The sequence below is a fragment of the Candidatus Leptofilum sp. genome (genome assembly GCF_965223285.1).
Classification (GTDB): Bacteria; Chloroflexota; Anaerolineae; order Promineifilales; family Promineifilaceae; genus Leptofilum.
In genome coordinates, this window is sequence record NZ_OZ244997.1 from 5,555,492 (window position 1) to 5,570,252 (window position 14,761).

At 50.7% G+C, this 14,761-nt stretch carries 13 protein-coding genes; all 13 read left to right on the forward strand.

Annotated elements, in window-relative coordinates; all coding sequences use genetic code 11:
* Positions 1-139 precede the first annotated feature (139 nt).
* The 13 genes from ilvE to ACOQPU_RS24995 all read left to right on the forward strand — a co-directional run bounded on the left by ilvE (position 140) and on the right by ACOQPU_RS24995 (position 14,760).
* Positions 140-1,042 (forward strand): branched-chain-amino-acid transaminase, encoded by a 903-nt coding sequence (ilvE, locus tag ACOQPU_RS24935; RefSeq protein ID WP_420642537.1) that lies wholly within the window; start codon positions 140-142, stop codon positions 1,040-1,042.
* 67 nt (positions 1,043-1,109) lie between these two features.
* Entirely contained in the window at positions 1,110-1,847 is a 738-nt protein-coding gene (locus ACOQPU_RS24940) for a FadR/GntR family transcriptional regulator (protein WP_420642538.1), read from the forward strand.
* Between the two features lie 145 nt (positions 1,848-1,992).
* Positions 1,993-2,976, forward strand: coding sequence for an ester cyclase (locus tag ACOQPU_RS24945; RefSeq protein WP_420642539.1), 984 nt, complete (start codon positions 1,993-1,995; stop codon positions 2,974-2,976).
* Positions 2,977-3,005: 29 nt separating this feature from the next.
* Complete coding sequence (locus ACOQPU_RS24950; RefSeq protein WP_420642540.1) at positions 3,006-4,103, forward strand: ester cyclase; 1,098 nt, start codon at positions 3,006-3,008, stop codon at positions 4,101-4,103.
* Between the two features lie 307 nt (positions 4,104-4,410).
* Entirely contained in the window at positions 4,411-5,859 is a 1,449-nt protein-coding gene (locus tag ACOQPU_RS24955) for an ABC transporter substrate-binding protein (protein WP_420642541.1), read from the forward strand.
* A 96-nt stretch (positions 5,860-5,955) separates the two neighbouring features.
* Entirely contained in the window at positions 5,956-6,819 is an 864-nt protein-coding gene (locus ACOQPU_RS24960) for a carbohydrate ABC transporter permease (RefSeq protein ID WP_420642542.1), read from the forward strand.
* A 1-nt stretch (position 6,820) separates the two neighbouring features.
* The gene (locus tag ACOQPU_RS24965) at positions 6,821-7,825 is read left to right on the forward strand and encodes a carbohydrate ABC transporter permease (protein WP_420642543.1); all 1,005 of its coding nucleotides are present in this window, start codon (positions 6,821-6,823) and stop codon (positions 7,823-7,825) included.
* A gap of 23 nt (positions 7,826-7,848) precedes the next feature.
* On the forward strand, positions 7,849-8,910 hold the full coding sequence (locus ACOQPU_RS24970) for an ester cyclase (protein WP_420642544.1): 1,062 nt from the start codon (positions 7,849-7,851) through the stop codon (positions 8,908-8,910).
* Positions 8,911-9,049: 139 nt separating this feature from the next.
* Positions 9,050-10,111, forward strand: a complete 1,062-nt coding sequence (locus ACOQPU_RS24975; RefSeq protein ID WP_420642545.1) for an ester cyclase — start codon at positions 9,050-9,052, stop codon at positions 10,109-10,111.
* 32 nt (positions 10,112-10,143) lie between these two features.
* Positions 10,144-11,223, forward strand: coding sequence for an ester cyclase (locus ACOQPU_RS24980; protein ID WP_420642546.1), 1,080 nt, complete (start codon positions 10,144-10,146; stop codon positions 11,221-11,223).
* A gap of 121 nt (positions 11,224-11,344) precedes the next feature.
* Positions 11,345-12,415, forward strand: coding sequence for an ester cyclase (locus ACOQPU_RS24985; RefSeq protein WP_420642547.1), 1,071 nt, complete (start codon positions 11,345-11,347; stop codon positions 12,413-12,415).
* Between the two features lie 10 nt (positions 12,416-12,425).
* Positions 12,426-13,523, forward strand: coding sequence for a hypothetical protein (locus ACOQPU_RS24990; RefSeq protein ID WP_420642548.1), 1,098 nt, complete (start codon positions 12,426-12,428; stop codon positions 13,521-13,523).
* 4 nt (positions 13,524-13,527) lie between these two features.
* Positions 13,528-14,760: a CynX/NimT family MFS transporter gene (locus tag ACOQPU_RS24995; RefSeq protein ID WP_420642549.1), complete on the forward strand. Its 1,233-nt coding sequence runs from the start codon at positions 13,528-13,530 to the stop codon at positions 14,758-14,760.
* Position 14,761: the final 1 nt, after the last annotated feature.

Below are 14,761 nucleotides of genomic sequence, written 5' to 3' on the forward strand. Positions count from 1 at the left end.
GCAAGCATTACGCTCACCAAAATGAATAGCTTGACCGAGCAGAGGCATTGGGTTACAACTGATAACAGCTAGCTGATAGCTGAGAGGAAAGATTGAAGTTACGACAGACGAGACAATAGCACACCCGGAGGTGAAAGGGATGAATATTGGAACAGGCAGTTCGGAGCGCCAGGTCTACGTTGGTGGGGAGTATGTTCCCGAAAACGAGGCTCGAATCTCTGTCTTTGACCATGTGGTGCTCTATGGTGACGCTGTGTTCGATACGGCGTGTGCCTGGGGCGGCAAGGTGTTCAAGCTGGACGAGCATGTGGATCGACTATTTGAATCCGCTCATGCGCTGAAGATTGAGATACCTCTCGACAAAGAAGGCGTGAGGGAGGTCGTTCTTGAGGTCATGAGGCGCAACAAGCTTGAAAATGCTTACATCAAGATACTCGTGACTCGCGGTGTAGGGCGCATGCCCTTGATGAGCCCCTACAACTGCACGCCGAATCTGATCGCCTTTGCCATCCCCTACATCAGCCTCATAGACGATGGTGTACAACAAGAAGGGATAAGAGCTGGCATATCATCAATGCGCAGGATTCCTTCGGAATGTTTAGATTCAAAGATCAAGTGCACAAACTACTTGAATCACATCCTAATGCGCATGGAGGCAAACGAGGCAGGGCTCGACGAGGCTATCGAACTTGACATTCACGGCTACGTAGCCGAGGCACCTGGCTACAATATCTTTGTAGCGAAGCATGGGATATTGTATACACCGGGCGAAAACATCCTCGTCGGGGTGACAAGGCAGACAGTTATGGAACTGGCGGCGACGGAAGGAATCAAAACCGAGGTGAGCAAGTTGACAGCCTTTGACCTTTACAACGCTGACGAGGTCTTTTTGACCAGTACAGCAGGTGGCATCTTTGCCGTGAGAGAGGTGGATGGACGGGCGATCGGTAATGGTAAGCCGGGTCCGATCACGCAAATGATGAATCAAAAGTATATGGAGCTTCTCAAAAGCGGGGAACAAAGCACGGCCGTATACGCATAAGAGGGTTGAAAGGCGTAGGCTAGGAACGCAAAAATAATCATTACCGTTTCAAGTGTGAGGAGGATAAGTGAGTGTGATAAACAAATCAAAGTCACTGGCAAGGGCGGGTCTCGTGGATCAGGCCGTGGATGCCATACTGGTCATGATTGCCGAGCAAGGGCTTCAACCCGGTGACCATCTTCCATCGCAGGCAGATCTGATGGAACAGCTTGGGATTGGTCGCACTTCTCTCCGAGAAGCCATTCAGCGTCTCGTCGTACTTGGTGCTGTCACCGTGACATCTGGCAAGAGGATGTCTGTCGGGCCAATGATACGAAGCAACCGACCTGCGACTGCTGCCGAACTTGAAGCCTCTATGAGGCATGCGGCACTCCGAGAACTGACAGAGGTGCGCGACCTATTAGAACCTCAGGCTGCGGCACTCGCTGCCCAACGAATTACAGATGATTTGGTTCTTCGCCTTGAGAATATTGTTGACGAAATGAAGGTGTCAAAGGACTCTGCTACTGACTTCCACCTGAACACACAGTTTCATGCGACAATCGCTGAGGCAACCCAGAACGAGGCTCTACAACACATTCTTAAGGTTGTCGCTGACATGCTAGCGCCACTGCAGGGCCATATGTATGAGCGAGCGCTAGAGAATTACAGGGCTGATCAGGAACACCTTCCTATTTTGCAGGCTCTAAAGAATCGCGATCCCGATAAGGCCAGAAAAGCCATGCATGACCACATCGGGATATTTAGCAGATTCGTGGCCAGTAATTATGCAAACCCTTCAAACAGTGAACCTGACTCCTCCTAATCTCGTGAGGCGAACGAGTTAGATGAGACCCTTTGATGTGGTGCTTAAGGTTTGTACCATCTTATATCCCAGTCAAGATTGAAAATCTGTTTAAGGAAGGTAAACACGAGTAATCTCAAAAATCTATTTAGGACAAGAGTTCATTATGAGTATGCAAAATTTTGCGCCGGAATTTGAAACGCCAGAACAATATATCATCGATATCACCTACATTATTTGGGAAGAAGGCGACGTGGGGCGCATTCATGATTGGTATACGCCAATTTGTCCGGTACGGTCCCCGCATGGTGTCATGCACACTGTCGATGATATGGTCAATGAGACCCTCGAACAGATGCATGTTTTTACCAACCGGCTGCCACTGGCTGATGATGTGATCATTGGAGATATGTCAAGCGGTTTCTACTCATCACATCGCGTTCGTTCAGTAGGAAGACACATGGGAGACAGCGAATTGGGACCGGCAACCAAACGCAATTACCAAGGGCTAGGTATTGCCGACTGCGTATGCCGTGACAACAGGATTGTGGAGGAATGGAAATTACGTGACCACGCTTCATTTGTTCGGCAGCTTGGCCTCGATCCAGTGGCCTATGGCATTTCTCTGGGAAAGGACAATCCCAAAGCGTATGCCATTGGCAATAAAGCAATGCGCCATCGCTGGGTGGACGAAAATGGGTTGACCATCCTAGGTGATAAAGCCATCGCCAACCGCATGATCGACACCTATGACGCGCTGTGGAATGGGAAACATCTCAACATTGTGGCTGAACAATATGTGCCGGCGGTGCGGTTTGAAGGGCCAGATGGTCATCTTAGCTACGGCCGAGAACCAGTAAGCAATCTGGTTGCTAGCATGATGGCCTCTCTGCCAGACGGCCGTTTCGAGCCGCATCATCTCATCGTTCGCCAACAGAATGGTCGGGCTGTTCGGGTGGCTATACGCTGGACTTTCTGCGGCACTCACAGTGGGTTCGGCCGATATGGAGCGCCAACGAATGCCCCCGTAGGCATCCTGGGGATCTCCCATTTTGAATTACATGATGGTTTGATCGCCAGTGAGTGGATGGTGGTCGATGAAACAGCTATTTACGCCCAAATTGCCGCGTATCAGGAGATTAGAGAGTAGAAAGCGAAGATTACTCCTTAATGAATGCTATGACAAAAGAAAAAGATTTAACTAAATCCCGTAAACCCGCTGTCGAAATTACGCTACAAAAAAAGGGCGATCTGGCTCACATCATTGCCGCTGATGGCTATGAAAAACCAGCCTTGCGCGGCTTCGCCCCCAAATTTCAGGACATTGTGGACTACATCGTAAAGATCACCCATGAAATCTGGGAAGAACATGCCATCGGTACGCTGTATGACTATTACGGAACCAACATGCGTATTCACACCTCCAGCGGTGACATCTACACGCGAGACAAAGTAATTGAGGGCACGATCCAATCGCTGGCTGCATTTCCAGATCGTCGCCTTTACGCCGATGAGGTCATTTGGTCAGGCGATGACGACAGTGGCTACTACTCCTCTCATCGTCTGACGCATGAAGGACACAACTGGGGGCACACTGCCTACGGCCCGCCCACGGGGCGCAAGATTAGCTACCGTGCCATTGCCGATTGTGTCATTGTTGAAGGGGTGATTGTTGAAGAGTGGCTGATACGGGATGAGCTGGCGCTGATTTACCAGCTTGGTTTTGATGTCCATGAGATGGCGCGGCGGATGGCACAACAAGAGAGTGACAGTGGTCGGCAGTTTACCGTTCCGGCCGAGCCGGATCGCCTCCGAGGGCAACTGCCACCAGAAGCCCCACCCGCAGAGTCTGCCGACTTTAATATTGGCGATTTTGTCCGAAACGCTATTCATGAGGTGTGGAATTGGCGTTTGCTGAACAAGCTGGATGATTATTACAGCCAGCAATATATTTGTGAATCAGCTTCGGGGCGGCGATTATACGGCCGTAACCAATACCGCACCTACATTCTCTCCCTCCTTTCCCCCTTCCCCGATCTGGCCGTCTCTGTCGATCATTTTTGCGCCTTGGCAGACGGCCCTGACCGTTATCGTACCGCTACCCGCTGGACGATGACGGGTACGCACACCGGCCCCGGTGTTTATGGCGAGCCAACGGGTAAGCAAATTCATATTATTGGCGTTAGCCATCATTTAGTAGAAAACGGCAAATTCATTCAGGAATGGACGCTCTTTGATGAGTTTGCCCTGTTAAAGCAGCTCTATCGGCCTTCGTAAAGAAGATTGATGATTTGAGATTGAGGTTTGGTGTAAGCAACTTATTTGTTTTCTAGTTTGGTTATAAAAAGCGAGCCACCCAGTCAGCCGGCAAGCATGGTGGGTGGCCCGCATGTATCCAAAGGCGGATGCACCTTTGTACGGCGGCAAGTATAGCAGATTGTTGGCTGTACGGCCGTTTCCCCACAAACGCGCATCCCTTAATTAAGCCAAAGGAGGTGCAACGATCCAAAATTACTCAAAAACTGTAAATCAAAAACATTTGTATTTGAACATACATATTCCCTTACAGAAAAGGAGAAGAATCATGCAAAAACGGCATCTAATTACCGTACTGATCCTACTGGTGGGTGGTCTGATTTTAGCCGCCTGTACCCCACAAACTGTTGAGGTCACCCGTGTTGTTGAAGGTGAGACAATAGTTGAAACTGTTACCGAGCAGATTGAAGTGACCCGCGTTGTGGAAGGTGAAGTAGTTACCGAAGTGCAAGAAGTTGAAGTTACTCGTGTTGTCGAAAGCGACATCGATCCAAGCGCATGCAACTTGGAACCACCAGCCGAGCCTGTTGAAGTGAGGATGCTCGGTACCGCCTTCCCCATCACTGAATTCTTTGCAGGTGAGTTTGAAAAATGTAATGACGTTGAGAACCTGACTGTGAGCACGCAGCTAATGGCCTCAGGCGATCAGCTAGAGCAGCAGCGGCTAGGCCTGGCCGATGGCGGGGTTGCCCCCTGGGCCATCATCCACACGACGCCCGATTCTGTTGAGTTCATTGATCAAGGGTTAATCCTCCCCCTCAATGACCTGGTTGAAAAATATTGGGAAGAGTACCGCCTTTGGGAAATTCCGCAGACTGCCTGGGATGTATCGACTGTGGACGGTGTGATTTACAGTGTGCCCTTCATGTCCAACACTCTGCATATGTTCTACCGCACCGACCTGTTTGAACAGTATAACCTGGAACCACCCACAACCTACGACGGCGTCATCGCGGCCTGTGAAGTGCTAAAAGATGAACCCAGCATCGACATTCCCTTTACTATGAACCTCCATGCTGGTTGGGCTTGGGACATCGAATTTTTCCATTTCATTCGCTCCTTTGGTGGGGATTACCTCAATGAAGACAATACCCCAGCCTTTAATTCCGAGGCTGGCATTGCTGCTCTGACCAAAATGCAGGAAGTTGTAGACGCCTGCATGGGGCCTGAAGGCTTAACCTACAGCATTGATGACAGTGAAATTGGTATGGAAACCGGCGGCTTGGCCTTTGTGCAAATATGGGCTAGCCGGGCGGCCAATATGGATAACCCGGAACTGTCTGACTTTGTAGGCCAGATCGGCTTTGCCCCCGCTGCTGCCCCCAATCCTGGCGGCCCACTGGGTGGCTCTGCTTGGCTCGATGCCTATGCCATTCCCGTCAATACCGACGTTGACCATGACCTTGCCTTCCGGATCATCATGGAAGCACTCGATTTCCAAAGCATGAAAGAGGGTGCAGAGTTGGGTATCACCCTTCGCACCTCCGTGGCTGAGGCTGGCGCTGGTGCGCGTTATCTGCCAGCCGCTTCCGAAACCATTGCCAATGGCGTTGGAGCCTTTCCGACCAATCCAGCCCTTCCGCTGGCGAGTGCGGCACTGGGGAACTGGCTGCCCTTGGTTGGTAGCGGTGAACTAACCCCTGAAGAAGCCTTGCAAGGTGCCGCAGAAGAATATATCACGCAAGCTACGGAACAGGGATTCCTCGAAGAAGAATAAAGCCTAGCTAAAAGTTGGATAGAGTGGCCGTGCCTTTGTCATGGGATGCGGCCGTTCTATCCAAACCTATATCCCACAAACAATTAGGTATCTGTTATGAAAATAAAAACCTTTTACCAGTTTACCTCTCCAAGCCTCATAGCTATGACAACGCTGATGGTGTTTCCGCTGATAATAGCGATGTGGCTCGGCTTACATTTCTTGACGTTCCGCAACATTAATACACCGGAATTTGTGGGGTTCGAAAACTACGCATCCGTGCTTACGGATCCCAGATTCTGGCAGTCGGTTCGCTTTACCTTACTATACATTGTCATTGCCGTGCCGTCTTTGATAGTTAATGGCTTCATTCTAGCCATGCTTCTTAACCAAATCACCCAACGACTCCGGGGCGTTTTTATTTCCACTTACCTCCTACCTATGGTCGTTGTTCCAGTGGTAGGCACGTTGATGTTTAAACAAATGTTTGTGCCCAGTGGCGTCGTATCCTGGTTCTTCCGCGATATTTTGGAGCAGCGCTTCATATTTTCAGAAGTGTCAGTCAAAATTCTAATCTTTATCAATGCAATATGGGGGGGCACGCCTTTTCCCTTCATTGTCTTGTATGCGGGACTGCTCACCTTGCCAAAAGAACAGATTGATGCGGCCGTTGTGGATGGCGCTACCAGATGGCAGCAGGTGCGCTATGTTGCATTACCTCACCTGCGTTCTCTTTTTGTTTTCTTGGGCCTCATTCTGACGATGGATTCTTACCGGATTTTCGATACCGTCTTTGTATTGACTGAAATGAACCCTGTGTTTAAGGCAGATACCGTGATGCTCTACATATTCCGGACATCCATGGACGTGCAGCGACTGGGCAAAGGGAATGCCATGGCCATCTTAACGGTTATCATGATTTTAATTATCTTGATTCCTTACCTGACGCGAACCTATCGCGAACAAATTGAGGAGCGTTAATATGCAAAAAATAAAGAATCCTATCGGCATAACGCTTATTTATATTGGCTTAATTGCGTATGCGCTTTTCAGTCTGGGTCCTGTCTTATGGACATTCCTGCAATCTTTGAAAACCCCCCGACAAGCCAATGCCCGCACTCCCTTAATTTTTTTTGATGCAACTCTCGATAACTATATTGATCTTTGGTTAAATTCAGTCCCCGAAAATCCAGGGGCTGTTGCTTTGGTGCTGGTTGGCATCATCACAGTCCTTGTTTTGCTGGGCATGTTTGCCAATCGCTTGCCAGTTGCAAACTCTGTAATTTACGCAGCCATTGTTGCCGCTACATTGGTATTGCTGTGGAACATTCCTCGATTTGTGCACACGGCCGAGTTTTATGATTACTTTTTGAACACAATCATTGTCACTGTGGGTACTGTGACAATTTCTATGACCATTGGTTGTCTAGCAGCTTATGGCCTGGCTCGGTATGCGGGGCTAGCTGGGGTGATTATCCTGGTAGCGGCCCTTGGTTTTCGCTCACTACCCAGCCTGGCCTATGTGCTGCCCTACTTCTTTCTGGGGCGAAGAACTGGCTTGTTTGACTCCTATGCGCTGTTGATCATCACGATGGTGGCCATCAACCAGCCCTTTACTATCTGGATGTTACGCAGCTTTTTCATGACCATCCCTAAAGAAATTGAGGAATCGGCCATGGTGGATGGGGCCAGCCGCTTGACAGCTTTCATCAGGGTTATTATCCCGATCATGTGGCCGGGGATCATTTCAACCGGGTTATTTTCTATCCTATTGGCCTACAGTGAGTTTCTGATGGTCAGAATTCTTACCCAATCTAAATGGACCTTATCAGTAGCCATCGCCCGGTTTACCGGTGGTGAAGACCCCGGTCACCTGACCTTGGCGGCCGCTGCGGCCGTGTCGGCGACGCTCCCGATAGTTATTGTTGTACTCTTTTTCCAGAAGCATCTGTTGGCTGGGCTAACCGCCGGAGCCGTGAAAGGGTAGGTCGCTGTATTGAGGCGAAGACCATGACCACAATGAAAAAGAATCAGGTGAACAAAGCGGCCGTTTGGGACTTCTGGCAAAAATTGAATCATGTCGAGCCTAGAAATGTGGCAACTGTTGTTCGTGCCGCCATGCACGAAGATGTTGACTGGAACGGCTCACACCCCATCAATCAGTTAGTGGGTGCTGAAGCAGTTGTTACCGATTTTTGGCAGCCATTATTACGCTCGTTCCCCGATCTCAAGCGAACAACCGACATTTTCATGGGCGGTATTGTGGACGGTGAGGAGTGGGTTTCTGGTCTGGGCTATCTCACGGGTACCTTTGTCCATGATTGGTTAGGTATTCCCGCTACGGACAAGAAAACAAACCTTTGGTTCGGTCAATTCTACCTGATACGCGAGGGCAAGATTGCCGAAAGTTATCTCATACTCGATCTATTGGCGGTGATGAGACAGGCAGGCTTTCAGGTGCTGCCGCCCGCTCGTGGCATGGAGGGGGGCAAGGTTCCCCCGCCTCACACTGGCGATGGCGTACTTCTGACTGAGCAAGATGAACTGGAGACACGCATAACCAAGCAAATTGTTGGCGCCATGGGGTGGGGGATGGAGCGATACGTGCGGAGCAGGGATGGCGGCAACTTGCGCAGTATGGAGCAGGAACATTATTGGCTGCCGCCAATGCACTGGTATGGACCAAGTGGAATTGGCACCTGTCTGACCCTGGAAGAGTTTGAGGATTTCCACCAACGGCCGTGGCTGCATGGCTTTGGGGATCGGGGTCTACATCAAACGGGCGGTGGGCGTGCCACGCCCTTCATTTGCGAAGGGCATTATGGCAGCGGCGGCATTTGGGACACGGCCTTTTCCAAACATCACGGCGAGTATCTCGGGGTTCCGGCCACAGGCAAGTTAATTACCATGCGCGACTTCGACTGGTATCGGCGTGAGGGTGATTTGATAGCCCAAAATTGGGTGCCAATTGACATTGTTGATCTACTGCTGCAAATGGGGGTTGACTTATTCGACAGGCTGCGACGTCAAGCTGAACAGCGGAAGCAAGGCAACCTCTGGTTCGCTCCCTGAAAAAAATTTAACGCAGAGACGCTGAGACCGCAGAGAAATATCTGTTGATTTTCATTCATGGGGGGGGCGATGCAGCCAGGTCGTCCCCTTCAGGTTGGCTTTTAGATTGTCCATCTGCCACACGTTGTTAAGGGAAGAGATGCTCACTACGAACCAGAAAAACAAAGCGGTGGTGTGGGATTTTTGGCAAAAAATGAACCACACCGACCCTAAAAATATTGCCAAAGTTATCCAAGAGGCACTGCACGAGGATGTGAATTGGAATGGGTCGCATCCGCTCAATCAGTTGCAAGGTACCGATGCGCTGATTACGGGTTTTTGGCAACCACTGTTGCACTCATTTCCCGATCTCAAGCGGAATGCTCACATTTTTATGGGCGGTCAAAGCGGTGAGGAAGCGTGGGTATCTGGACTGGGCTATCTCACTGGTACTTTCACCAAAAACTGGCTCGGCATTCCAGCCACAGGGGAAAAAACCAATATTCATTTCGGCCAATTCTATCTGATGCAAGAGGGGAAAATCGCGGAAAGTTACGTGATTTTTGACCTACTGGCAGTAATGAGACAGGCGGGCTTCCAGGTGCTGCCGCCGGCTCTTGGGGCAGAAGGTGGGAAGGTTCCTGCTCCCCATACAGGCGATGGCGTACTTCTGACAGAGCAGGATGCGCTGGAAAGTCGCAAAACGGGTCAGCTTGTTGAGGCCATAATCCAGGGTCTATTGCGATATGACTGTCGCGCTAAAGACGGGAGCATACGCAGTATGGAACAGGAGCATTATTGGCATCCGCAAATGCACTGGTACGGGCCAACGGGGATCGGTAGCTGCTTTAGTTTTGAGGAGTTTGTGGATTTTCAACTGCAACCCTGGATGCACAGTTTTGGTGAGTGGCCGGATTTGGATGAGGATAACGGCCGTGTGATTGGCCTAACAGAAGGAGATTACCTGGCAGAAGGACAGTATGCCTCCCTTGGCGTTTGGGATACGCCATTTTCACTCCATCACGAAGCATACCTTGGCTTTCCCGCCACAGGAAAATTGCTAACAATGCGCGATTTTGATTGGTATCGTCGAGAGGGCAACCTGCTCATACAGAACTGGGTGCCCATAGACATGATTGATCTCTTCAAGCAGATGGGGGTTGATCTCTTTGAGCGAATGCGACATCAAATTGAGCAGCAAAGCGTTGGCAATTGGTGGTAGCAAAGCAAACAAATTTAGAAAAAGGAAAAACGATGTCTAGTAACGTAAACCAGAAGAACAAGGCAAAAGTTTGGGATTTCTGGCAAAAAATGAACCATGTTGGTGCTGACAATATGGCAGATGTTATCCGAGATGCCGTGCATGAGGATGTAGATTGGAATGGGTCGTATCCCATCAACCAGTTGAAGGGTGTTGAAGCACTCATTACAGGCTTCTGGCAACCTTTGCGACACTCGTTTCCCGACATCAAAAGAAAAGCCGACATCTTTATGGGCGGGTTGACCAGCGGCGAAGAGTGGGTGTCTGGCCTGGGCTATCTCACCGGCACCTTCGAGCAAGATTGGTTAGGTATTCCCGCTTCTGGCAAGAAGACGAATATTTATTTTGGGCAATTTTACCTGATGCGCGAAGGCAAGATTGCCGAAAGCTATGTGATTTATGACATTTTAGCCGTCATGCGGCAGGCAGGCTTTCAGGTGCTGCCACCCGCTCGCGGCATGGAAGGCGGCAAGATTCCCGGCCCGCATACCAGGGATGGCGTGCTTTTGACTGAGCAAGATGAACTGGAAACGCAAAAAACCGGGCAACTGGTCATGGCCATGTTATACGGCCTTCGTCGGTATGTTCGGAGTCGTGATGGTGATAACCTGCGCAGCATGGAGCAAGCGCATTATTGGCAGCCGCAGATGCATTGGTATGGTCTAAGCGGCATTGGCTCTTGCCTTAGCCTTGAGGAGTTTGAAGATTTCCATCAACGGCCCTGGCTGAGGGGCTTTGGTGACCGTGGCGTTCAGTCTGACGGCCGTGGCCGACTAATCGGACTAGGGGGAGATGACTTCCTGGCAGAAGGGAAATATGCTGCACTTGGTGGCTGGGATTCCTTGTATTCGAGGCACAACGGGGAATATGGCGGGGTTCCTGGCACCGGGAAACTGATGACGATCCGAGACTTTGATTGGTATCGGCGTGAGGGTGATTTGATAGCCCAAAATTGGGTACCCATTGACATCATCGATCTCTTCTTACAGATGGGTGTGGATCTGTTCGATAGACTGCGCCGACAAATTGAATTGCGAAATCGGGGTGAACTATGGTTCACGCCGCCCGGTTAGAACCATTATGGTTCGTTAGATGAGGAGGAAGCATCCTCAGATGCGCCTTGTCCAGAACCCTTCGCATTTGAGAATGCTCACTCCTCACATCTTATTTGTTTGTACTCAGTAGGAGGAAACAATGTCAGACAGATTGAAGAATAATCAAAGAAATAAAGAAGTGGTTTGGGATTATTGGCAAAAGCTAAACCATGTAGGGCTTGATAATGTCCTTGATGTGATCAATGCCGCCATGCACCAAGACGTGAACTGGAACGGCTCAGAACCTATCAACCAGATCGTAGGTGCTGAGGCTGTCTTTACGAATTATATGCGGCCGTTAATGCTCGCATTCCCTGATCTGAAGTGGCGGCCGTATGTGTTTCTGGGCGGCACCGACAGTGAAGGAGATGAATGGGTGTCGGGCTGCGGCTACCTAACCGGGACATTTGCCCAAGATTGGTTGGGCATCCCCGCCTCAAACGATAAAACCAACATCGGTTTCGGCCAGTTTTACGTGATGCGCGAAGGCAAGATTGCCGAAAGCTACGTGATACTCGACGTGCTTGGCGTCATGCGGCAGGCGGGCTTTCAAATCCTGCCACCCTCGCGGGGCATGGAAGGCGGCAAGATTCCTGGACCCTTGGCTGGGGATGGCATTCTCCTGACAGAGCAAGACGAACTGGAATCGCGTAAAAGCGCACAGCTAACCAGAATCGCCATGAACGGCTTGGGGCGGTATGTCCGCAGTCGGGACGGTGGCGACATGAGCCGCATGGAACATGAGAATTACTGGCATCCGCAAATGCACTGGTACGGCTACACCGGGATTGGTGCCACCTTTAGTCAGGAAGAATTTGAGGACTTTCATCAGCGACCCTGGCTGCATGGTTTTGGCGATCGCAAGGTCTCCCTGCCCGGTGGTCGTTACATGGGCTTTGTGGGCGAAGGGCTTTATTCGGCCGGCGGCATTTGGGACGTGCCCTTTTCTATCAACCACGGGGATTATCTTGGCTTTCCCGCCACCAAAAAGATGATGACGATCCGCGATTTTGACTGGTGGAAGCGCGAGGGCGATTACCTGATTGAGAACTGGATACCCATTGATTTAATCGACATCTTTAAGCAAATGGGGGTAGATATCTTCGACTTATTGCGCCATCAGGTAGAACAACGCAAGCGTGGCATTCAGTGGTTTAATATTGCCGGATAAGGATAATATTATGTCAAATACAAGCGTACAAAATCAAAAAAACAAAGCGGCCGTTTGGGACTTCTGGCAAAAGATGAACCACGTAAGCAACGACGACGTTCCCGGCGTCATCCGCGCCGCAATGCACGAGGATGTTAACTGGAATGGTTCAGCCCCTATTGACCAGGTGCTGGGCGTTGAGGCAGTCATCACCGGTGTTTGGCTACCGCTGCGACACGCCTTCCCCGATCTCAAGCGCAATGCCTACATCTTTATGGGCGGCATAGAAAGCGGCGGCTCCGTTTACGGGCCAGAAGCGGGCGAAGAGTGGGTGTCGGGATGTGGCTACCTCACAGGCACATTTGCCCAAGATTGGCTTGGTATTCCCGCCACCGGGGACAAGACGAATATTCATTTTGGCCAGCATTACCTTCTGCGCGACGGAAAGATTGCTGAGAGTTACGTGATGTTTGATATTTTATCTGTCATAAGACAGGCAGGCTTCCAAGTTCTGCCGCCTGCGCCTGGAGGGGAAGGGGGCAAGATTCCCGGGCCAGCGGCGGGGGATGGCGTTCTTCTCACTGAGCAAGACCCGCTGGAATCGCGCAAAAGTTTGCAGATAGTGGAAGCCATGGGGCACGGGCTGGAACGTTATGTACGCAGCCGTGATGGCGGCGATATGCGTAATATGGAGCAGTGGCATTACTGGCATCCCCAGATGCACTGGTACGGCCACAGCGGGATCGGTGCCACCTTTAGCCTGGAAGAGTTTGAAGATTTTCACCAACGGCCGTGGCTGCACGGTTTCGGCGACCGCAAGATTAGTCACGATGGTGGGGGGCGAACAATGGGTTTTATTGGTGAGGGGAAGTATGCTGCTGGTGGCATCTGGGACACCGCATTTTCCTATCATCACGGCGAGTATGCCGGCATACCGGCCACGGGCAAGCTCATGACCATGCGGGACTTTGACTGGTGGAAGCGCGAGGGCGATCTGCTGATTGAAAACTGGGTGCCCATTGATCTCGTCGATCTCTGTCGGCAGATGGGTGTAGACCTTTTTGAAAGGCTGCGTCAGCAAGTAGAAATGCGTAATCGGGGTATCCAATGGTTCGATCCTCCAGGATAACCCTATGTCTGTAAAAATTGACCAAATAAATACTACCCGCACTGAAGCATTTCCCCGTTATCGCTATGTGATCGGCGCGTTGATTTTGGCCGCTCATCTGGCACTGGGCGTCAACTTCTTTTCTATCTCGCCTCTGTTCCCGCTGGCAATTGAAGATTATGGGATCACCCGAGCCACCGCCAGTCTTTTGATTGCCGTACCCACACTGATCAAGGCGATGATTGGGTTGCCAGGAAGCTTCATCGTCGCGCGATTTGGCTTAAAAAGGGTCTTCACATTCAGCTGGTTCATGATAGGCGCGTTGACATTGTCTTCTTTGGCTCCCAATTACACGACCATGTTAGGGTTGCGACTCCTTTATGGTGTTGGCGCCGGTTTGATGATGCCCGCAGTAGGTCCGCTTGTCATGCAATGGTTCCCAGCAAGAGAAATCCCGATCGTCAACAGTCTCAACCTGATTGTCATGAGCCTGGGCATTGCCGTATCTGTAGCCATTGCTGCACCGATGGCAAACGTCATATCGTGGGAAGCCGTCTTGGGCGTGTTCGGCTTAGTAGCATTAATTGGCGCACTATTGTGGACATTTCTCGGTCAGGTTCAACCGGACAGCGAGCAATCACAATCCAGGTTTGGCCTGAGCGATATCTGGAACGTACTCCGCAACCGCACCATTTTTCTGCTGGTTGTGGGAGATGCCTTGGTATTTGCGTTTTATGGCGCTTTAACTAGCTGGTTGCCAACCTATTTTCATGAAGTTCGCGGTATGTCGTTGGTCCAGGCTGGCAATGTCACTGGTTTGCTGCCCTTCGTGGGCATGGTGTCCGTGCTGGTCGGTGGATATCTGACCTACAAAATCAAATCAAAGCGTTTGTTTTTCATCATTCCCGGATTCTTAGTGGGGATAGGCGGGTTTGGTTCATTCCTATTTGCCAATCCAACATTCATTGCCGCCTCCGTGATCATTTTTGGCGTGGGTACCTGGATATATCAACCCATCCTACTGACATTGCCAATGCAGTTGTCATGGATGACGCCAAAGAAAATAGCGGTCGTTTGGGGTGCTTCGTTGACTATAGCTGGCTTTGGCATGTTCATTTCACCGATTGTGGTTGGCGCATCTCAAGACCTACTTGGAACCTACGTTCCAGGATTCATCATTTGGGCAGTGCTGGGCTGGGCGCTGGTTGGCACCGGTTTGCTGCTGCCCGAGAGTGACGTAAGTCAACAGGAGCAATAAT

Excerpts from the sequence above, each read along its gene's own strand:
- ilvE (WP_420642537.1), top strand. The coding sequence starts at position 140 with ATGAATATTGGAACAGGCAGTTCGGAGCGCCAGGTCTACGTTGGTGGG.
- ACOQPU_RS24945 (WP_420642539.1), top strand. The coding sequence starts at position 1,993 with ATGAGTATGCAAAATTTTGCGCCGGAATTTGAAACGCCAGAACAATAT.
- ACOQPU_RS24950 (WP_420642540.1), top strand. The coding sequence starts at position 3,006 with ATGACAAAAGAAAAAGATTTAACTAAATCCCGTAAACCCGCTGTCGAA.
- ACOQPU_RS24955 (WP_420642541.1), top strand. The coding sequence starts at position 4,411 with ATGCAAAAACGGCATCTAATTACCGTACTGATCCTACTGGTGGGTGGT.
- ACOQPU_RS24960 (WP_420642542.1), top strand. The coding sequence starts at position 5,956 with ATGAAAATAAAAACCTTTTACCAGTTTACCTCTCCAAGCCTCATAGCT.
- ACOQPU_RS24965 (WP_420642543.1), top strand. The coding sequence starts at position 6,821 with ATGCAAAAAATAAAGAATCCTATCGGCATAACGCTTATTTATATTGGC.
- ACOQPU_RS24970 (WP_420642544.1), top strand. The coding sequence starts at position 7,849 with ATGACCACAATGAAAAAGAATCAGGTGAACAAAGCGGCCGTTTGGGAC.
- ACOQPU_RS24975 (WP_420642545.1), top strand. The coding sequence starts at position 9,050 with ATGCTCACTACGAACCAGAAAAACAAAGCGGTGGTGTGGGATTTTTGG.
- ACOQPU_RS24980 (WP_420642546.1), top strand. The coding sequence starts at position 10,144 with ATGTCTAGTAACGTAAACCAGAAGAACAAGGCAAAAGTTTGGGATTTC.
- ACOQPU_RS24985 (WP_420642547.1), top strand. The coding sequence starts at position 11,345 with ATGTCAGACAGATTGAAGAATAATCAAAGAAATAAAGAAGTGGTTTGG.
- ACOQPU_RS24990 (WP_420642548.1), top strand. The coding sequence starts at position 12,426 with ATGTCAAATACAAGCGTACAAAATCAAAAAAACAAAGCGGCCGTTTGG.
- ACOQPU_RS24995 (WP_420642549.1), top strand. The coding sequence starts at position 13,528 with ATGTCTGTAAAAATTGACCAAATAAATACTACCCGCACTGAAGCATTT.